Origin of the sequence: Pseudomonas sp. GM30 (genome assembly GCF_000282275.2) — a bacterium.
Classification (GTDB): Bacteria; Pseudomonadota; Gammaproteobacteria; order Pseudomonadales; family Pseudomonadaceae; genus Aquipseudomonas.
In genome coordinates this window covers 366,807-385,558 of record NZ_AKJP02000028.1, presented here as the reverse complement: position 1 = coordinate 385,558, position 18,752 = coordinate 366,807, and the positions used below count along the sequence as shown (strand labels likewise).

The window sequence follows — 18,752 nt, the reverse complement described above, 5'->3', positions numbered from 1 at the left end:
ACGTCAGCGCCGCGCTTGAAGTGATGCTCCCATAACCGCACACCCAGCCTGCCCGAACGATCCAGCTACGAACCTCCCATCAAATTCGTGAGCGAAGTCGGCTGTAACCGGCATCAAACAACGCAAACCCGTCGGCAAGGCAGCAAGTCTCGGTCTGCAGGCCACAAACCAGCACGTGATCCAGGTTCAGGCTTTTCAGATAATCGATAGTGTTCGGCGACGGCGTATAACCGTATTTGATGAAAATGCGATCTGCAGCGACGAGGCTGTCATCGTCCGGCGCTGGGTGCCTGCCGAGCTGACGCTGGAAAGGCGTGCGGCTTTTGTCATGACGTTCAACCGTGGCGACGCTGGGGCAGCGTGCCGATGAGCGACCGGAAGCCTTCGACAAGCCAAGGCGGCGGGGAAAAGCAGGGTTGTACGTCGATGATCAGCAGTGCCTGGCGCATGAGCTTTCCGGATACAAATCCCCAGATACAACAAGGCCCGCACTTGGCGGGCCTTGTCGTTGAGAGTTGGTGGAGCCGGGGGGATTTGAACCCCCGTCCGCCAGTGCTCCGCTGTCGGTACTACATGCGTAGCCGTGTCTATTAAGTTAACCCTCAGCGACCCGACGGGCAGGGTGCTTTGGGCGAGTTGTGTAAGTTTTAGCCGCTTCGTCCACAACGTACTGCACGGCGATTCTGTTCTATATGACAATCATTTCGGGTTTACAGACATCCCCTGATGATTGCTGGGCCCGAAGGCACCAGGAGTGCATGTCAGCTGCAATTAAGCAGCGAGAGCAGCACCGTATTGGTCGTCATTGGCAACTATAAGAAGTTGCAACAGTGGATTTACGACTTCTGTTACCAAGTCGGCATGCACCTAAAGTTTCGTCACCGGCGTCGAATCCTAATCGGCCCCGAACTCATTGCCTCTTACATCAGGTGAGGCAACAAGCCTGCGCAGTGTACGCCAAACGGCCCCCGAGGCCAACCCGAAGGTTGGCCGGGGCCTGAATCAGTTGTTGGTGCCGGTGGATTTACGCAGTTCTATGATGGTTTGCGAGGTTTCCGCTACGCAGTCATCAATCTTGCCCTGGGCTTTCAGCGCCTGTGCCTTGCTGACACTGGCTTCAGCGCGCTGGCTGAGTTCCGGGTTCGCTGACAACTGCCCCTTGGCATTGTTGATGGTCTGGATATTGGCATCGCACAGGTCGGCAGGCTTGTCGGCGGCGAACGAGGTGGAGGCCATCATCGAGGCAGTAACGAACAGACCTAACAGTACAGAACGTTTCATGTGTATCTCCTTGAACTGAGGGATCCAGACTGCGCTGGCCGTCAGGACGGGCAACCGAGTGGAAGAAAAACCCCGATTTTCGGGGTCTGTTCTGTGGACTACGGTCGCACGCAAGGGTTCTATTTTTCTTCAGCCGGCCTTGGCCCGGGTCACCCGATCCACCAGATAGACCAGTCCGTGATAGTCGATGCCGCCGTGTTGCGTCAGGCCGATCTCACAGGTGCGGCTGGTGGAAATGCCTTCGCTGCAATGCTGCACCGCATCCTTGAGGGTGCGCAGCGAATGGCCGTTCAGCTCCGGGGTAGTGAAGCCCTTGTCGCCGGCAAACCCGCAGCAATGAATGCCTTCCGGAATCACCACGGTCTTGCTGCATTTGCGCGCCAGATCGATCAGCGCCTGGCTTTCGCCAAGATGCTGGGTGCTGCAGGTCACGTGCACCGCAATCGGTGACTCTTGCGGGGTGAACTCCAGTCGATCGAGAAGATGCGTACGGATGAAACGCACCGGGTCGTATAGATCCAGGCGAACATTTCCCACGTCCTGCACCAGGCGCAAGGTGCAGGGGCTGGTGTCGCAATAGATCGGATCGAGTCCACCGCGACTGGCGTGCAGAAGCGCGCTGATCAACTCCTGACGCTTGTGCTCAGCCTGTTCGGCATAGCCTTTGGAAGCGAAGGGCTGACCGCAGCAGAGGTTGTCCTGATTGTCCGGGAACACCACTTGGTAACCGGCCTTTTCCAGTAAGCCTCGGGTTTTGTCGTACAGCGACATCTGCTCCTTGTCACCGGCTGACGGGCCCATCACCCGTGAGACGCATGCCGCCAGATACACCACGCGCGGGCGTTGATCCGACACGCTCGGGCTGAAGCGAATGGCTTTTTCCGGCTGCGGCATCGCGTTGGTCCACAGCGGCACCTGGCCTTTGGACAAACGCGTCAGCGTCGCCGACAGCTTCGCCAGGCGTGGTGCGCCAAGCAGCATCCCTGCGCCGTTGGCCACGTGCAAGGTGAAGCGTGCGCCTTGCAGGGTCTTGGCGAAATTTCCTTCGATCCAGTCAGCGGTTTTCTGATGCGTGGCGTTGCGGGCGCGGAGCTTTTTCACCAGTTCGCCGGTATTGATGCCCACAGGGCAACGCTGAGCGCACAAACCGGTCGCGGCGCAGGTTTCGATGCCTTGGTAGTCGTAGGCTTGTTCCAGCTCGGTGGTGTCAAAGCCGGCGCGTTTTTTCGCCTGAATATCACGCCAGATCACGATGCGCTGGCGCGGGCTGAGGGTCAGGCCTTTCGACGGACAGACCGGTTCGCAGAAGCCGCATTCGATGCATTTATCGACGATCTCATCAGCTGCCGGCAGCGGCTTCAGGTGTTTGAGGTGGATCTGCGGGTCTTCGCTGAGCACCACGTCCGGGTTGAGGATGCCGTTGGGATCGAGCAGACGTTTGAGCTGCCACATCAACTGATAGGCATCGCTACCCCATTCCAGCTCAACGAACGGCGCCATGTTGCGCCCGGTGCCGTGTTCAGCCTTGAGCGAGCCGCCGAACTCCACCGCCACCAGTTGCGCGACGTCGTCCATGAACGCCTGATAGCGTGCGACTTCTTCCGGACTGTTGAAGCCTTGGGTGAAGACGAAGTGCAGATTGCCTTCCAGTGCGTGTCCGAAAAGGATCGCTTCGTCGTAGGCATGTTTGTCGAACAGCTCGATCAGGCGATTGACGCCGATAGCCAGTTGTTCGACGGGGAAGGTCACGTCTTCGATGATCACCGTGGTGCCGGTTTTGCGCACAGCGCCGACGGCGGGGAAGGTGTCCTTGCGGATCGCCCAGAGCTTGGCGTTCTCGGCCGGGTCTTCGCTGAAGTCGACCTGTTTTTCCACCGGGAAACTGCCCAGCGAAGCCATGATCTGCGCCAGTTGTTCTTGCAGCAGATTGGAAGAGGCGGCGCGGGATTCGATCAGCAGCGCGCAGGCATTGTTCGACAGGTGCTGTACGAAATCCGGCATGCCCGGTTTGTCCTGCACCGAGCGCAGACTGCGTCGATCTAGCAATTCCACCGCCGACACTGGTTGGCTTTTCAGCACGGTGACCGCGTTGCAGCAAGTTTCCACATCGGGGAAAACGATCAGCGCCGAGGCCTTGTTCGGGTGGTCGATCACCGTGTCATACGTCACCGCGCTGATGAAGCCGAGGGTGCCTTCGGAGCCGACCAACAAGTGGCTCAAGATATCCACAGGCTCATCGAAATCCACCAACGCGTTGAGTGACAGGCCGGTGGTATTTTTCAGACGGTATTTGTGGCGAATTCTCGCCGCCAGTTCGGCATTGGCGCGTGTTTCGCGGCCCAATGTCGCCAGACGTTCCAGCAGATCGCCGTGGCTGGCGCGAAACGCGGCGACACTGGCGGCGTCTTCGGTATCGAGGCGCGTGCCGTCGGCAAGAACCAGACGAATCCCGGCCAGGGTGTGATAGGTGTTTTGCGCGGTGCCGCAGCACATGCCGCTGGCGTTGTTGGCGACGATGCCGCCGATCTTGCAGGCGTTGATCGACGCCGGGTCCGGGCCGATCTTGCGCCCGAACGGTGCCAGCCACGCGTTGGCTTGCGCGCCGATCACGCCCGGTTGCAGGCGAATCTGCATGCCCTGGCCGCGAATCTCGCGAGCGTTCCAGTTATCCCCCAGCACAATCAGCACCGAATCGCTGATCGCCTGCCCGGACAAACTGGTGCCGGCGGCGCGGAAGGTCACCGGGACTTGATCGCGCTGCGCCAGTTTCAACAGCGCCACCACTTCGTCTTCGGACTCGACGCGGATCACCAGTTTGGGAGTCAGCCGATAAAAACTGGCGTCGGTGCCGAAGGCCAAGGTCGACAGCGGATCGTCGAAACGGCGATCTGCTGGAATCAGTTGCTGCGCATCACGCAGGAAATTCACCGGAAGCGTCATTGGTCCTCCAGGATCAGTACCACCAGATCTTTCGGGCCGTGGGCGCCATAGGCCAGCACTTGTTCGATGTCGGCGGTTTTCGACGGGCCGGACACCAGCAGCGCATTGGTCGGCATGCCTTGGGCCCACTCGAATTCCTGTTGCACCTGATAGAAGTTGTCGCGGATTTCGCTGGCCTTGAGCAGCGCGAAATGTACCGGCGGCACCAGACTCATCAGCCTTGGTTCTTCGCGAGTTGGCCAGAGGATCAGGCTGCCGGTCGCGGCGATGGCGCCAAGGGTGCCGGTAACGCTGGCCGGGGTGTCGTTGAACAGCTCGGCTTTCCATTCTTCCATCGGCCGGTCGTAGGACTTCAGTGCCGGCAGATCAGGATTGTTCGCCCAGTGTTGTGAGATGCGCTGCCCATGAGGCGTCGTCGGTGCGATCAACAGACTTGGCAGTTGGCGATCGCGCAGCAATTGGGCGAGCAGCGCCGGCCAGTCTGCGCCGGTCGTCAGATGGATCTCGGTGTGCACGGCTTCCATCAGTTTGCGCAGCTGCGGGATGCGTTGCTCGGCGCTGTAGGTGTAAGGCTGCGTCACCAGATCGACATCGAAGTCGTCGGCAATCGGTGTGGCACCAGTCAGACTTTTCCGTAGCTTGGCGAGGATATTTTGCTTGGCGCTCATCAGCGGTCTCCCTGTTTGCCCAGATGCTCGCGGGCCATGTCGTGCAGTGAGCGGGCGGCGGGTTTTGGTGCGCTGTGGTTTTGCGTCCACGGGCCGACGTTGCTCGGCGTTAAAGCACGCAGGCGCGTGGCGAAGAAACCGAACAACCGATACAGCGTCGGCGAGCTGTTGAGTTTCGCCCAGGCGTTCCAGATAAAACGTTCTTTGCGCGAATACTTGCTGCCCTGGCCGCGCATCACTTGGTGTGGAGCGTCCGGGGCTTTGACGTTTTCTTCGCGCAGTCGTCGCAGCAGGGCAGGGATCGGAATTTTCACCGGGCATACTTCACCGCAGGCGCCGCACAGCGACGAAGCGCTCGGGTGATCCGGGACTTTCGCCAGACCGACCATGTGCGGCGTGATGATTTTGCCGATCGGTCCCGGATACACCTCGCCATAGGTGTGACCACCGACGCGGGTGTAGACCGGGCAATGGTTCATGCAGGCGCCACAGCGGATGCAGTTCAGGGTCTGGCGCAGTTCGCTGTCGGCAAAGGCCTGGCTGCGACCGTTGTCGAGCAGGACCAGGTGTACTTCCTGTGGGCCGTCGAGTTCGTGTTCCTTGCGCGGGCCGGAGATCATGTTGACGTAAGTGGTGATCGGAATACCCAGCGCCGAGCGGGTCAGCAGCGACAACAGCGGCACCACGTCGCGCAGGTTTTCCACAACCTTTTCGATACCGGTGACGGCGATGTGCACCGGCGGTACGGTGGTGGTCATGCGCCCGTTGCCTTCGTTTTCCACCAGCAGCAAGGTGCCGGTTTCGGCGACGGCGAAGTTGACGCCGGAAACGCCGATGTCCGCTTCGAAGAATTTCTGCCGCAGGACTCTGCGACCGATCTGAATGAGTTGGTCAACGTCCTTGGTGTACTCCACGCCAAGTTTGTCGTGGAACAAGGACGCGACCTGACCGGCATTCTTGTGGATCGCCGGCATGATTATGTGTGAAGGCTTCTCGTGGTCGAGCTGGACGATGTATTCCCCCATGTCGGACTCCAGGCATTCAACACCCTGAGCCTCGAGGAAATGGTTCATCTCCATCTCTTCGCTGACCATCGATTTGCCCTTGATCACTTGCCGCGCCTCGTGAGCGCGGATGATCGAAAGGACGATGCCATTGGCCTCGTCCACCGTTTCCGCCCAGTGCACTGTCACACCGTTGCGGGTCAGGTTTTTTTCCAGTTGCTCGAGCAGGTCGGGCAACTTGGAGAGCGCACGCGCCCTGATCGAGTTGCCCAGGGCGCGCAAGTGTTCTCTTTCGTGGGCATCGCTGAAAGCCGCTGCCCGCTTGGTCATCAGTGAATCCATGGCAGTGCGGAAGTTGTTCCGTAACTGCGCATCGCCCAGGGCGTTATGTGCCCGGGTGCGGAAATCTTCTTCTACGGCAACCGTAGGAATAATCGTCGAGGTGCTCATTGCGCACCTCCGGTTCGTTGCCACAGAAAACTGGCGAGATGTTGCCCGCGCAGCGCTTCTTTTTGTTTCTCCAATGCGCCGTTGATGTTCATCAAACAACCACAGTCGGCGCTCAACACCTTGTGCGCGCCGGAATCCTTCAACGCCCGGGTCTTGTCAGCCACCATCGCGCCGGAAATGTCTGGCATACGGACGCTGAATGTCCCACCGAAGCCACAGCATTCGCTTTCGTGATCGTGGTTGACCCGCTCCACGTTGCTCAACTGCGCCAACAGCTCGCGGCCGTGCAGGTGGGTATTCATTTCGCGGCGTGCCGAACACGAAGTGTGCAGCGCCACTTTGACCGGTTCGCCGCTGTCCTTGAGCTGCATCTTGCAGACAAACAGCAGAAACTCGGCCAGTTCATAGGTGCGGGCCGCGAGGGCCTGCACCTGTTTCAACGTCGCCGGCTCGTCCTTGAACAAGTCGGCGTAATGCTCGCGCAGCATGCCCGCGCAGGAACCCGACGGCACCACCACTGGATAATCCCCGGCAAACAACGCCAGTTGCGAGCGCGCGACCGTCCGCGCCTGCTCGGTGTAACCCGAGGTGTAGGCCGGTTGCCCGCAGCAGCTCTGCCCTTGCGGGTACTCGACCGTTATCCCTTCGCGCTCCAGCAAGTGGATCGCGTCCATTCCGGCTTCGGGGTAGAACAGATCGACCACGCAGGTACCGAACAGGTAGACCCGCGACGGTTTCTCGCTGGGGTACTGCCGAGGTTCGGGCAGTGGCGGTGCGACGCGGGTGGCGTTGGGCACAGCGTTGTAAAAAAGCTCGCTCATCAGGCGTGTCTCCGGGTGGGCCCGGTTATCCGTCTGTTGCGGCTGCTGAATATAAAGAGCCTTGCTTTCAGCAGCCTTACAGACCGGGGTGTGAATTGCTGACGCCGGAATCACGAACCGGCGTCGGTTATTTCAATGTCGCTTGTAGTCTTCTTCTTGGTTTAGTGCACCAGCATGCCGGTGAACCAGTAGGCCTGGGCCAGAGTGATCAGGCCGACAATCGTGGCAAAGAATAGGCTGTGCTTGAGGGTGAAGCGGAACAGATCCGATTCCTTGCCCACCAACCCGGTCGCAGCGCAGGCCACGGCAATCGATTGTGGCGAAATCATTTTGCCGGTCACGCCGCCGCTGGTGTTGGCTGCCACCAGCAAGGTGTCGTTGACGCCGATCTGGTGTGCGGTAGTCGCCTGCAGCGAACTGAACAGCGCGTTGGACGAGGTATCCGAGCCAGTGAGGAACACGCCCAGCCAGCCGAGGAACGGCGAGAAGAACGGGAAGGCTGCGCCGGTCGCGGCCAAGACCAGGGCCATGGTCGAAGACATGCCCGAGTAGTTGGTGACGAAGGCAAACGCCAACACCATGCCGATCGACAGAATCGGCCAGCGCAGTTCGTAGAAGGTCTCTTTCAAAGTGGTCAGACCAGTTTTGAAGTTGATCTTCAGCACCAGCATCGAGATCAGCGCCGAGAAGAAAATCGCCGTGCCTGTCGCCGAAATAGGGTCGAGTTTGAACACTGCCGGAATCGCAGTCGGGGTGGCGACGATCGGAGCAGTCTTGATCACCAGTTGATCAAGGTGCGGGATGGCAAAGTTGAACACCCAGGCGTACATCGAGCCGCCGGCGGCGAACATCGCTTTGAACGGCTTGAGGGTCCAGATGGTGACCAGCACGGTGAGGATCAGGAATGGAGACCAGGCGATGAAAATTTCCCAGAGGCTGTAAGGCGATGCCACGGTGCTGCGCTTCTGGCCGAAACCTCCTGCGCTGGCGGTTACCACCGAGGCCGAAACGGCGCCGGCGATGTGTTGGCCGGCGGCGCGTTTTGGCTGCCAGACTTTGAGGAACAGGGTCAGGGAAATCAGGCTGGCCAGGGCCGAGGTGATGTCCGGCAGCTCCGGGCCGATGAAGTTCGAAGTGAAGTACTGGGTCACGGCGAAGCTCAGGCCTGCAACCAGCGCTGCCGGCCAGGTTTCACGCACACCGCGCAGGCCGTGCATCATGAACACCAGCCAGAACGGCACGAACAGCGACAGCAGCGGCAGTTGGCGACCGGTCATGGCGCCGATCTTGAACGCGTCGATGCCCGTCACTTGCCCGGCAACAATGATTGGAATGCCCAGTGCGCCAAACGCTACTGGCGCGGTATTGGCAATCAGGCACAGGCCAGCGGCGTACAGCGGGTTGAAGCCGAGACCGACCAGCAGCGCAGCGGTGATCGCCACGGGCGCGCCGAAACCTGCGGCACCTTCCAGAAACGCGCCGAAGCAGAAACCGATCAGCAACACCTGCAGGCGCTGGTCGTCAGTGATCGACAGTACTGAGCTGCGGATGACCTCGAACTGACCGCTCTTGACCGTCAGTTTGTAGAGGAACACCGCCGCGACAATGATCCAGGCAATCGGCCACAGACCATAGGCAAAACCGTATCCGGCGGCGGCGAAGGCCATGTCCACCGGCATGTGGAAGGCGAAAATCGCCACGGCAATCGACAGCGCGAGCGTGATGCTGCCGGCCACATGCCCCTTGAGGCGGAACACCGCCAGCGCGAGGAAGAAGAAAACGATGGGGATGACGGCCGCAAGTGCGGAGACGCCGAGACTGCCGAGCGGGGTATAGAGCTGTTGCCAGGTTTGCATATGGGGTGGCCCCTAATTGTTGTTGGTCAGGCACTGTCAGCGTTCTTGGATAATTGGTAATACCAATTTACAATCGCTGTTGGCTAGGGTAAAAGCCTTGATGACGGTGTGTCAATTTGTCGCCCTGAAACTTTTGTCGAGCAAGCGGTGCAGAGCGCATCTGATCCGGTCGGGCGAATGTGTGCTGACAGGTGTCGGCGGGGCGCCGATAGGCCAGAATAGAGAGCCCGGCGCGCGGTCGGGATCGTGGAGAAATGAGTTATGGGGTTTGATCAGATTCGTCAGCGCCGTTTGTCTGACGATATTGTCGAGCGACTCGAGGGGATGATCCTCGAGGGCACGCTGAAGTCGGGCGAGCGGCTTCCGGCCGAGCGCGCCTTGGCCGAGCAGTTCGGCGTATCGCGTCCGTCGTTGCGCGAAGCGATTCAGAAACTGGCGGCCAAAGGCTTGCTGGTCAGTCGCCAGGGCGGCGGCAACTATGTGGTGGATACGCTCGGCTCGACCTTCAGCGATCCGCTGCTAGTGCTGCTGGAAAGCAACCCCGAAGCCCAGCGTGATTTGCTGGAGTTTCGGCACACTTTGGAGGCATCGTGTGCCTATTACGCAGCATTGCGCGCCACCGATGTGGATCGCGAGCGGCTCACTGTGGCGTTCAACGAGCTACAGGATTGCTATACGCGGCATGACGAAGTGAGCCGGGCGGAAGAGGGCGCGGCGGATGCGAAGTTTCATCTGGCAATCGCCGAAGCCAGCCACAACGCGGTGCTGCTGCACACCATTCGCGGTCTGTTCGATCTGCTCAAGCGCAACGTGGTGACCAACATTGGCGGCATGTACAAGCAGCGCACGGAAACCCGCGACATGCTGATCTCTCAGCACCGGGAATTGTATCTGGCGATTATCGAAGGTCGGGCGGAGCAGGCGCGCGAGGTTTCCAGTCGGCACATTCTGTATGTGCAGGAAGTGCTGGAGGAGGTGCGGCAGGAGGTTCAGCGCATGGCTCGGGCGGAGCGGCGTAAAGGAATGTGACGGCAGTTTAATTGTGGCGAGGGAGCTTGCTCCCGCTCGCATGCGCAGCAGGCGCCTTGGCTCTCGCCACTACCTGTAAAGCGAGGGCCGCTTCGCGCCCCGGCGGGAGCAAGCTCCCTCGCCACAGGGTCAGGCAGAAGAAATTACTCTTCCTTGCCCTTGTTGCGCACGGCGCGCTGCAACTCACGACCGGCGTCGCGTTCGCGCTCGGTGTCACGCTTGTCGTATTCCTTCTTGCCCTTGCCCAGAGCGATCTCGCACTTGACCATGTGCTTGCTCCAGTAGAAGGACAGGCACACGCAGGCGTAGCCTTTCTGTTGCACGGCAGCGGCGAGTTTTTCCAGCTCGCGCTTGTTGAGCAGCAGTTTGCGGGTGCGGGTCGGGTCGGCGATGACGTGGGTGCTGGCGGTCATCAACGGTGTGATGTGACTGCCGAGGAGCCAGGCTTCGCCGTCCTTGAGCAGCACGTAACTGTCGACCAGTTGCAGCTTGCTTGCCCGCAGACTTTTTACTTCCCAGCCGGCCAGGACCAGACCAGCCTCGAACCGATGTTCGATGAAGTAATCGTGTCGCGCCTTTTTGTTCTGCGCGATGGTCCCTGTTGGGTGTTTCTTCTGTTTAGCCATAGGGGCGGCATTATATGGAGATAAACGGTCCTCGGCTACGGTGATGCTGCGTGCTTGAGCACGTTGAGTGAATCCCGGACAATGCGGCCTCTTTTTCTAACGCTTGGGCGTGATATTCAATGTCGACAGACAAGGTTTCTGTCCACGGCAGTTGGGCTAGCCGCTGGGTTTTCATATTCGCCGCGACCGGTTCGGCCGTGGGACTGGGCAGCATCTGGAAATTCCCCTATATGGTCGGGGTCTACGGTGGCGGTGCCTTCGTGCTGATGTTTCTGGCCTGTATCGCCCTGATCGGAATCCCGGTCATGCTGGCCGAAACCCTGATCGGCCGCCGCGCACGGCAGAGTCCGGCGAACGCCCTGAAGGTGCTGGCGCTGGAAGCCGGGCACTCGGGCAAGTGGTCGTGGGGCGCATTTGCCGGGATGATCACGGCGCTGCTGATCCTGTCTTTCTATAGTGTGGTCGGCGGCTGGTCGCTGGATTACATCATCGACATGGGGCGCGGCGACTTTCAGGGCGCTACGGCGGAGCAGGTCGGCGCTTATTTCGGCAATGTCATCTCCGATCCTTGGCGCCTGACACTTTGGCACACGGTTTTCATGCTGTTGTCGGCTGTGGTGATCGCCAAGGGCGTGGTCGCCGGGCTTGAGCGCAGTCTGCGGATCATGATGCCGCTGCTGTTCGTGATGGTGCTGGTGTTGCTGGGTTACAGCATGACCACCGGGCATTTCATGGAAGGCGTGCATTTCATGTTCGATTTCCACCCGGAAAAAGTCCTCGACGGCTTGCTGCCCGCCATGGGCCATGCGTTCTTTTCCCTGAGCGTGGGCGTCGGCTCGATCATGATCTACGGCGCTTACATGACCAAGGAAGCCTCGTTGTCCGGCACGGTGGTCGGTGTGGCACTGCTCGACACCTTCGTGTCGCTGGTAGCCGGTCTGGCATTGTTTCCGATTGTGTTCGCCGGTGGTTTGAACCCTAGCGAAGGCCCGGGCCTGATGTTCGTCAGTCTGCCATTTGCCTTCGGTAACGTGGTTTTTGGCCAGTTGATGGGCGTGGTGTTCTTTGTGCTGGTGGCGATTGCCGCCTGGAGCTCGGCGATTTCCCTGCTCGAGCCGATGGTTGCTTATCTGGTTGAACGCACGAAAATCAGCCGTGGCTGGGTGACTTTCTGGCTTGCCTTCATATGCTGGTTCGTTGGTCTGGGTACGGTTTTCTCGTTCAATATCTGGAAGGAAGCCAAATTTTTCGTGAACGATGGCGGCCTGTTCCACCTCTACCAATGGGGTGCGGCGGGCGGTCTGGACTTCTTCGGAGTGATCGATTTCTTCACCTCGCGGATCATGTTGCCGCTCGGTGGCCTGTGCTTCGTGCTGTTTGCCGGTTGGGTAATGGGGCGTGAGGCGGTGCGTGACGAGTTGTCGATTCGTAACCCGGCGCTGTTTGCCCTGTCCCTGTTCTTGATGCGCTACGTGGCGCCCATCGGCATTCTGGTAGTGTTTGCCGCTCAGCTCTGGAAGTAACGCTTACATGACGACACATATTCAACGTTCGGCGTTGCTGCCATACCCGGCGCAATTCCTCTACGACCTGGTCAACGACGTCGCGCGTTACCCGGAATTCTTGCCATGGTGCTCGTCCGCCGAGGTGCTGGAGAGTTCGCCCGAGCACATGCGTGCCAGCGTTGGCGTGGCCAAGGGCGGTCTGAGTCAGCACTTCGTCACGCGCAATACGCTGGTGCCGGGGCAATCGATCGAGATGAACCTGGAGGAAGGTCCGTTCAATCAGTTGCATGGTGTCTGGGTGTTCAAGGCGTTGAACGAAAAGGCCTGCAAGATCAGTCTTGACCTGTCGTTCGACTACGCCGGCCCACTGGTGCGTGCGACACTCGGCCCGCTGTTCAATCAGGCGGCGAATACGTTGGTGGATGCGTTCTGCCAGCGTGCCAAGCAGATGAATGGTTGAGCCGGTGATCGAGATTGAGGTGGTGTATGCCGCCGTGGATCGCCAGGTTCTGCGCACTTTGCGCGTCCCTCAAGGGACGACAGTGCGCGAGGCGCTGCTCAAGTCAGGTATCAGCGATGAATTTCCTGAGCTGGATCTGAGTGATTGTCCGCTGGGGATTTTCGGCAAAGTGGTGGCTGATCCGCAGGTTCGCTTGATTCAGGCGGGGGATCGCATCGAGATTTACCGGCCGTTACTGGCGGATCCGAAAGAGGTTCGGCGCTTGCGGGCGGCCAAGGCTGCCGAAGCTAAGGCGCGAAATCAGTAGGCTGAGCAAGTCGCAGGCAATAAAAAACCCGGAAATTCCGGGTTTTTTATTGCCTCGCACATTACTGCGGCGAGGTGTCCAGCGGCTCAGGCGTCGGAACCGGAACGGTTTCAACACCGTCCACGTCCTTCTGGATCGAATCCAGCAAGGAGCCTGGTTTGGCTGGTTCTTCCGGCTTCGGCTTCTCGGCGTTTTCAGCAGGGGCGGTCACGCTGGTGCCACTGTCCTTGCCCAGAATGGCTTCGTCACGGCTTACACCCGGCATGAAGTCACCGGACAGGCTGACAAGCTGGTCGTTGGAGTTGAAGTTAACACTCACGCGCTCCTGCTGGCGTTCACCGCCACCAGGTTGCAGGCTGTACAGATAATCCCAGCGATCGGCATGGAACGTGTCGGTCAGCAGAGGGTTACCCATGATAAACCGTACTTGCCGACGGGTCATTCCCGGGCGTAACTGGTCTATCATGTCCTGCGTGACGACATTGCCCTGCTGGATGTCGATTTTGTAAACCCCGGGGAATGAACAACCGGCGAGTGCGAGCAGTCCCACAAAGGTGAAACTGGTTAGCAAGAGCTTGGTGTTTTGCATCGGTGGGCGACTTCCACTATCTTGGCTGGGACAACGTAAACGCCGATCATACCCGCATTAAGAGAAGCTGCGAAGCAGCATCGCGAGAAAGCTGACCATGGTTGAAAATAGCGAACTACGCAAAGCCGGCCTCAAAGTGACCCTGCCACGGGTCAAGATCCTGCAAATGCTCGACTCTACCGAGCAGCGTCACATGAGTGCCGAAGACGTCTACAAGGCGTTGATGGAAGCGGGCGAGGACGTCGGTCTGGCCACGGTTTACCGTGTTCTGACCCAGTTCGAAGCCGCTGGCCTCGTGGTCCGTCACAACTTCGACGGTGGCCACGCGGTATTCGAACTGGCCGACGGTGGCCACCACGACCACATGGTCAACGTGGAAACCGGTGAAGTCGTCGAATTCGTCAGTCCGGAAATCGAAAAGCTCCAGAAGGCAATTGCCGAGGAGCACGGTGTTGATCTGGTAGATCACAATCTGGTGCTGTACGTACGCAAGAAAAAGTAAGCATGTCGCGCGAATTTCAGGTTCGCGAAACGAACGAAGGCGACCCAAGGGTCGCCTTCGTGCTTTCTGCTGCTCTTAAACTTTTGCGGTGACCACCATTTTTTTCGCGTGGGCCAAAGACTCTTTGGTCAGGTCGATGCCGCCCAGCATCCGCGCTACTTCCTCTATACGGTCGTTCTTGCTCAGCTTGGACACGGCGGTGTGAGTCGCCTGTTCACCACGCACCTTGTGCACGAACAAATGCTGATGACCCTGCGCCGCCACTTGCGGCAAGTGCGTCACGGTCAGCACCTGCCCGCGATCGCCAAGTCGCCGCAACAACTGGCCGACGATTTCGGCAGTCGGCCCGCCGATGCCCACGTCTACTTCGTCGAATACCAACGTCGGCACCCGTGAGGTCTGCGCGGTGATCACCTGAATCGCCAGGCTGATCCGCGACAGCTCGCCACCGGAGGCCACTTTGGCCAATGCCTTCAGTGGCTGACCGGGGTTGGCACTGACCAGCAATTCGACCTGTTCCAGGCCGTTGGGCAATAACTCGTCGCTGCTGTTCGCGCGCAATTCGATGGTGAAGCGCCCGCCCGGCATGCCCAGGCGCTGGATTTCCTGTTCCACGGCGCTGGCAAGGCTGCCGGCGGCCTGATGCCGCAAGTCGCTCAGCTCGCGGGCCTTCTCTTGATAATGGCGCGCATAAGACGCCAGTTCTTCACCCAGGCGCTCGATGGATTCGTCATTGGCGTTGAGGGTTTCGATTTCATCCAGCAGCTTTTGCTGCATCTCGGCGACTTCGGTTGGCTGGATCCGGTGTTTGCGGGCCAGGGTGTAAATCGCGTCGAGGCGTTCCTCCAGATATTGCAGGCGCGCCGGGTCGGCATCGAAGTTGTCGAGGAAGCGATTGAGTTCGCCCACGGCTTCTTCGACCTGGATCTGCGCGCTGGTCAGCAGGCTGCTGGCTTCGCCCAGTGCGCCAACCGAGTTGTTCACGCTCGACAGGCGATTGAGGCTGGCGGTCAGTGCGTTCAGTACGTTGCCGGAATCGCTTTCGCTGCACTGCTCGACCACCTGTCGGCAAATGCCGAGCAGGGTTTCGGCGTTGGTCAGGTTTTTGTGTTCCTGCTCCAGCTGTTCCAGCTCGTTTTCGCCGAGGCCGAGGTTTTCCAGTTCTTCGAGCTGGTAGCTGAGCAATTGATGACGCGCGCGTTGTTCGTCGCCAGAATTGGAGAGGCGCTCCAGCTCCTGGCGGGTTTGACGCCAGCGCTGCGCGGCGAGTTGGACCTGACGGGCCAGGTCGGTAGCGCCGGCGTATTCGTCGAGCAGGCGGCGATGGGTATCGGTTTTCAGCAGCGATTGATGTTCGTGCTGGCTGTGGATATCGATCAGCAGTTCGCCGAGGGCCTTGAGATCGCCGAGCGGGCAGGGCGTGCCATTGATATAGCCGCGTGAACGGCCTTCGGCGGTGATGACCCGGCGCAGGATGCACGGACCATCGCTTTCAAGATCGCGCTCGGCCAGCCAGGCATGGGCTTCAGGGATGTCGACCAGGTCGAAGGTGGCCAGAATGTCGGCCTTGTCGGCGCCCGGGCGGACCACGCCGCTGTCGGCGCGATCGCCGAGGGTCAGGCCCAGGGCGTCGAGCATGATCGACTTGCCGGCGCCGGTTTCCCCTGTGATCACGCTCATCCCGCGATCGAGTTCGAGATCGAGATGTTCAACGATGGCGTAGTTGTGTACGGACAGGTGCACCAGCATAAAGGCCGCTCCCAGGCTTTAGGTCTGGTTATTTATACAGTGTTTTGTTTCGGCCTGACAATGCCCTCGCTTAGCTCGATTTGCTTGATCCGATCAAATGCTTAGTCCGAGCGGGAATGACAATGCAGCACTTTTTTGTAGGGTTAATCATTGCAGGCCCTTGAAGCCTGATTTTGCGGCCCCATATATCGGGGCAGAAGCGCGAGTACAGCTCGCGGACGTAATTGAAAGGAGAATTCTATGGCTGACGAACAGACAGTAGATACGCAAAATCCAGAAGCCAATCAGGCGCCCGAGACTTCGGGTGACGACCTGGCGACCCGTGTACAAGTGCTCGAAGAGCAGTTGGCCGCCGCGCAGGATCAGTCGCTGCGCGTAGCTGCCGATCTGCAGAACGTCCGCCGCCGTGCCGAGCAGGATGTCGAGAAGGCGCACAAGTTTGCGCTGGAAAAATTCGCCGGTGACCTGCTGCCGATCGTCGACAGCCTGGAGCGCGGCCTCGAGCTGTCGAGCCCGGACGACGAAAGCATCCGCCCGATGCGCGAAGGCATCGAGCTGACCCTGAAAATGTTCCACGACACCCTCAAGCGTTATCAGCTTGAAGCGATCGATCCGCATGGCGAACCGTTCAACGCCGTTCACCATCAGGCGATGGCCATGCAGGAAAGCGCCGACGTCGAACCGAACAGTGTTCTGAAGGTGTTCCAGAAGGGCTACCAGCTCAACGGTCGCCTGTTGCGTCCGGCCATGGTCGTGGTCAGCAAGGCGCCGGCGCCAATTTCGCCTTCGATTGACGAGAAGGCTTGAAATTAACCGCAAGGCCCCCATTTAGAAGTCAAGCGTTTAAGTATTACCGCAGTTAGCCACCACTGCTGCGGCAACAAAATCCAAAGTTTCGGGAGAGTGAACATGGGCAAAATTATCGGTATCGACCTGGGGACTACCAACTCCTGCGTCTCCGTGCTGGAAAACGGCGTAGCCAAAGTTATCGAAAACGCCGAAGGCGCGCGTACCACGCCGTCGATCATCGCTTACGCCAACGATGGTGAAATCCTCGTTGGTCAGTCGGCCAAGCGTCAGGCAGTGACCAACCCGCACAACACCCTGTACGCGGTGAAGCGTCTGATCGGTCGCAAGTTCGACGAAGAAGTCGTACAGAAAGACATCAAGATGGTCCCGTACAAAATCGCCAAGGCTGACAACGGCGACGCTTGGGTTGAAGTGAACGGCCAGAAAATGGCGCCGCCACAAATCTCGGCTGAAATCCTGAAGAAGATGAAGAAGACCGCCGAAGACTACCTCGGCGAGCCTGTGACCGAAGCGGTGATCACCGTTCCGGCCTACTTCAACGACAGCCAGCGTCAGGCGACCAAAGACGCCGGCCGCATCGCCGGTCTGGACGTTAAACGTATCATCAACGAACCAACCGCAGCGGCTCTGGCTTACGGTATGGACAAGGCCAAGGGCGATCACACCGTGATCGTTTATGACCTGGGTGGCGGTACTTTCGACGTTTCCGTGATCGAGATCGCTGAAGTTGACGGCGAGCACCAGTTCGAAGTGTTGGCCACCAACGGTGACACCTTCCTCGGCGGTGAAGACTTCGACATTCGTCTGATCGACTACCTCGTTGACGAATTCAAGAAAGAAAGCGGCATGAACCTCAAAGGTGACCCGCTGGCCATGCAGCGCCTGAAAGAAGCCGCTGAGAAAGCCAAGATCGAGCTGTCGTCCGCTCAGTCGACCGACGTCAACCTGCCGTACATCACTGCAGACGCTACCGGTCCTAAGCACCTGAACGTGAAGATTTCGCGTGCCAAGCTCGAAGCACTGGTTGAAGACCTGGTTCAGCGCACCATCGAACCTTGCCGTATCGCCATGAAAGACGCCGGTATCGACGTTGGCGCGATCAACGACGTGATTCTGGTCGGCGGTCAGACTCGTATGCCGCTGGTACAGAAGCTGGTTACTGATTTCTTCGGTAAAGAAGCACGTAAAGACGTGAACCCGGACGAAGCGGTTGCTATGGGTGCTGCGATTCAGGGCGCCGTTCTGGCTGGTGACGTGAAAGATGTTCTGCTGCTCGACGTCAGCCCGCTGACCCTGGGTATCGAAACCATGGGTGGCGTGATGACCGCGCTGATCGAGAAAAACACCACGATTCCTACCAAGAAATCGCAAGTGTTCTCGACTGCCGACGACAACCAGGGCGCCGTGACCATTCACGTCCTGCAAGGTGAGCGTAAGCAAGCTGCACAGAACAAATCGCTGGGCAAGTTCGACCTGGCCGACATTCCACCAGCTCCACGTGGCGTGCCGCAGATCGAAGTGACCTTCGACATCGACGCTAACGGCATCCTGCACGTTGGTGCGAAAGACAAGGCGACCGGTAAAGAGCAGAAGATCACCATCAAGGCCAACTCCGGTCTGTCGGATGAAGAAATTCAGAAGATGGTTCGCGATGCCGAGTTGAACGCCGAGGAAGACCGCAAGTTCGCTGAGCTGGCTGAATCCCGTAACAAGGGTGACGCACTGGTTCACTCGACTCGCAAAATGGTCACCGAAGCGGGCGACAAGGTCAGCGCTGAAGAGAAGACCGCGATCGAAGCTGCCGTGGTTGCACTGGAAGCCGCTGTGAAAGGCGACGACAAGGCTGCCATCGAAGCGAAGATCGAAGAGCTGTCGAAAGTCTCGGCTCCGGTTGCTCAGAAGATGTACGCCGAACAGGCTCAGCCTGCTGAAGGCGCGGCACCGCACGACGAGAAAGCTGAAAAGGCTGACGATGTTGTCGATGCCGAGTTCGAAGAAGTCAAAGACCACAAGTAAGTTGTTGGTCGGCCGGTTGACTGCCTTGCGGCGGTGACTGGTAGGATGTCGCCGCGCGGGAGCTTGCTCCCGCGTTGGCGTATCTGGAATACACGAATTTTTACAGCATGCGACAAGGTTCGCCTGCTGCTGGTATGGC

At 59.2% G+C, this 18,752-nt stretch carries 16 protein-coding genes, 1 other RNA gene and 1 pseudogene; 7 read left to right on the top strand and 11 right to left on the bottom strand.

Features of this window, described 5'->3' with window-relative positions; all coding sequences use genetic code 11:
• Nucleotides 1-68: 68 nt before the first annotated feature.
• From PMI25_RS21500 to PMI25_RS21465, 8 genes and pseudogenes are all read right to left on the bottom strand, one after another.
• Nucleotides 69-449: pseudogene (locus tag PMI25_RS21500) on the bottom strand (isochorismatase family protein); the annotation flags it as partial.
• Between the two features lie 67 nt (nt 450-516).
• Nucleotides 517-906: a transfer-messenger RNA gene (ssrA, locus tag PMI25_RS28255) on the bottom strand.
• Between the two features lie 96 nt (nt 907-1,002).
• Nucleotides 1,003-1,281 carry a hypothetical protein gene (locus PMI25_RS21490; RefSeq protein ID WP_007961392.1) on the bottom strand — a complete coding sequence of 93 codons (279 nt, stop codon included), beginning with the start codon at nt 1,279-1,281 and terminating at the stop codon, nt 1,003-1,005.
• Nucleotides 1,282-1,410: 129 nt separating this feature from the next.
• Nucleotides 1,411-4,221, bottom strand: coding sequence for an FAD-binding and (Fe-S)-binding domain-containing protein (locus PMI25_RS21485; protein ID WP_007961395.1), 2,811 nt, complete (start codon nt 4,219-4,221; stop codon nt 1,411-1,413).
• Complete coding sequence (locus PMI25_RS21480; protein ID WP_007961397.1) at nt 4,218-4,889, bottom strand: LutC/YkgG family protein; 672 nt, start codon at nt 4,887-4,889, stop codon at nt 4,218-4,220. The genes PMI25_RS21485 and PMI25_RS21480 overlap by 4 nt, the downstream gene beginning before the upstream one ends.
• A complete protein-coding gene (locus PMI25_RS21475) occupies nt 4,889-6,343 on the bottom strand; it encodes a LutB/LldF family L-lactate oxidation iron-sulfur protein (protein ID WP_007961399.1) in 1,455 nt (484 codons plus the stop codon). The genes PMI25_RS21480 and PMI25_RS21475 overlap by 1 nt, the downstream gene beginning before the upstream one ends.
• On the bottom strand, nt 6,340-7,164 hold the full coding sequence (locus tag PMI25_RS21470) for a (Fe-S)-binding protein (RefSeq protein WP_007961401.1): 825 nt from the start codon (nt 7,162-7,164) through the stop codon (nt 6,340-6,342). The genes PMI25_RS21475 and PMI25_RS21470 overlap by 4 nt, the downstream gene beginning before the upstream one ends.
• A 161-nt stretch (nt 7,165-7,325) precedes the next feature.
• Complete coding sequence (locus PMI25_RS21465; protein WP_007961403.1) at nt 7,326-9,020, bottom strand: lactate permease LctP family transporter; 1,695 nt, start codon at nt 9,018-9,020, stop codon at nt 7,326-7,328.
• 261 nt (nt 9,021-9,281) lie between these two features.
• Between PMI25_RS21465 and PMI25_RS21460 the strand changes: the two genes are divergently transcribed.
• The gene (locus tag PMI25_RS21460) at nt 9,282-10,049 is read left to right on the top strand and encodes a GntR family transcriptional regulator (RefSeq protein ID WP_007961405.1); all 768 of its coding nucleotides are present in this window, start codon (nt 9,282-9,284) and stop codon (nt 10,047-10,049) included.
• Nucleotides 10,050-10,192: 143 nt separating this feature from the next.
• Here the strand turns inward: PMI25_RS21460 and smpB are convergent, their stop codons facing one another.
• A complete protein-coding gene (gene smpB, locus PMI25_RS21455) occupies nt 10,193-10,675 on the bottom strand; it encodes an SsrA-binding protein SmpB (RefSeq protein WP_003221505.1) in 483 nt (160 codons plus the stop codon).
• Between the two features lie 119 nt (nt 10,676-10,794).
• On the opposite strand from smpB, the gene PMI25_RS21450 reads away from it, so the two are divergent.
• The 3 genes from PMI25_RS21450 to PMI25_RS21440 are packed head-to-tail and all read left to right on the top strand — an operon-like array spanning nt 10,795 to nt 12,947.
• On the top strand, nt 10,795-12,198 hold the full coding sequence (locus tag PMI25_RS21450; RefSeq protein ID WP_007961408.1) for a sodium-dependent transporter: 1,404 nt from the start codon (nt 10,795-10,797) through the stop codon (nt 12,196-12,198).
• A 7-nt stretch (nt 12,199-12,205) separates the two neighbouring features.
• A complete protein-coding gene (locus PMI25_RS21445; RefSeq protein ID WP_007961414.1) occupies nt 12,206-12,640 on the top strand; it encodes a type II toxin-antitoxin system RatA family toxin in 435 nt (144 codons plus the stop codon).
• Nucleotides 12,633-12,947: an RnfH family protein gene (locus PMI25_RS21440; protein WP_007961416.1), complete on the top strand. Its 315-nt coding sequence runs from the start codon at nt 12,633-12,635 to the stop codon at nt 12,945-12,947. Before PMI25_RS21445 ends, PMI25_RS21440 begins: the two co-directional genes overlap by 8 nt.
• 61 nt (nt 12,948-13,008) lie before the next feature.
• On the opposite strand, the gene PMI25_RS21435 is transcribed toward PMI25_RS21440, so the two are convergent.
• A complete protein-coding gene (locus PMI25_RS21435) occupies nt 13,009-13,536 on the bottom strand; it encodes an outer membrane protein assembly factor BamE (protein ID WP_007961419.1) in 528 nt (175 codons plus the stop codon).
• Nucleotides 13,537-13,633: 97 nt separating this feature from the next.
• Here PMI25_RS21435 and fur point away from each other — a divergent pair, with 97 nt between their 5' ends.
• Nucleotides 13,634-14,038 carry a ferric iron uptake transcriptional regulator gene (fur, locus tag PMI25_RS21430; RefSeq protein WP_003221515.1) on the top strand — a complete coding sequence of 135 codons (405 nt, stop codon included), beginning with the start codon at nt 13,634-13,636 and terminating at the stop codon, nt 14,036-14,038.
• A 75-nt stretch (nt 14,039-14,113) separates the two neighbouring features.
• On the opposite strand, the gene recN is transcribed toward fur, so the two are convergent.
• Complete coding sequence (gene recN, locus PMI25_RS21425; protein WP_007961422.1) at nt 14,114-15,787, bottom strand: DNA repair protein RecN; 1,674 nt, start codon at nt 15,785-15,787, stop codon at nt 14,114-14,116.
• Nucleotides 15,788-16,027: 240 nt separating this feature from the next.
• On the opposite strand from recN, the gene grpE reads away from it, so the two are divergent.
• Nucleotides 16,028-16,594, top strand: a complete 567-nt coding sequence (gene grpE / locus PMI25_RS21420; RefSeq protein ID WP_007961425.1) for a nucleotide exchange factor GrpE — start codon at nt 16,028-16,030, stop codon at nt 16,592-16,594.
• A gap of 102 nt (nt 16,595-16,696) precedes the next feature.
• On the top strand, nt 16,697-18,613 hold the full coding sequence (dnaK, locus tag PMI25_RS21415; RefSeq protein ID WP_003221521.1) for a molecular chaperone DnaK: 1,917 nt from the start codon (nt 16,697-16,699) through the stop codon (nt 18,611-18,613).
• Nucleotides 18,614-18,752 lie beyond the last annotated feature (139 nt).

Coding starts and splice junctions, on each gene's coding strand:
- PMI25_RS21440 (WP_007961416.1), top strand. CDS start 12,633: ATGGTTGAGCCGGTGATCGAGATTGAGGTGGTGTATGCCGCCGTGGAT.
- PMI25_RS21490 (WP_007961392.1), bottom strand. CDS start 1,281: ATGAAACGTTCTGTACTGTTAGGTCTGTTCGTTACTGCCTCGATGATG.
- recN (WP_007961422.1), bottom strand. CDS start 15,787: ATGCTGGTGCACCTGTCCGTACACAACTACGCCATCGTTGAACATCTC.
- PMI25_RS21480 (WP_007961397.1), bottom strand. CDS start 4,889: ATGAGCGCCAAGCAAAATATCCTCGCCAAGCTACGGAAAAGTCTGACT.
- PMI25_RS21445 (WP_007961414.1), top strand. CDS start 12,206: ATGACGACACATATTCAACGTTCGGCGTTGCTGCCATACCCGGCGCAA.
- PMI25_RS21485 (WP_007961395.1), bottom strand. CDS start 4,221: ATGACGCTTCCGGTGAATTTCCTGCGTGATGCGCAGCAACTGATTCCA.
- PMI25_RS21435 (WP_007961419.1), bottom strand. CDS start 13,536: ATGCAAAACACCAAGCTCTTGCTAACCAGTTTCACCTTTGTGGGACTG.
- PMI25_RS21465 (WP_007961403.1), bottom strand. CDS start 9,020: ATGCAAACCTGGCAACAGCTCTATACCCCGCTCGGCAGTCTCGGCGTC.
- PMI25_RS21460 (WP_007961405.1), top strand. CDS start 9,282: ATGGGGTTTGATCAGATTCGTCAGCGCCGTTTGTCTGACGATATTGTC.
- smpB (WP_003221505.1), bottom strand. CDS start 10,675: ATGGCTAAACAGAAGAAACACCCAACAGGGACCATCGCGCAGAACAAA.
- grpE (WP_007961425.1), top strand. CDS start 16,028: ATGGCTGACGAACAGACAGTAGATACGCAAAATCCAGAAGCCAATCAG.
- dnaK (WP_003221521.1), top strand. CDS start 16,697: ATGGGCAAAATTATCGGTATCGACCTGGGGACTACCAACTCCTGCGTC.
- PMI25_RS21470 (WP_007961401.1), bottom strand. CDS start 7,164: ATGAGCGAGCTTTTTTACAACGCTGTGCCCAACGCCACCCGCGTCGCA.
- PMI25_RS21450 (WP_007961408.1), top strand. CDS start 10,795: ATGTCGACAGACAAGGTTTCTGTCCACGGCAGTTGGGCTAGCCGCTGG.
- PMI25_RS21475 (WP_007961399.1), bottom strand. CDS start 6,343: ATGAGCACCTCGACGATTATTCCTACGGTTGCCGTAGAAGAAGATTTC.
- fur (WP_003221515.1), top strand. CDS start 13,634: ATGGTTGAAAATAGCGAACTACGCAAAGCCGGCCTCAAAGTGACCCTG.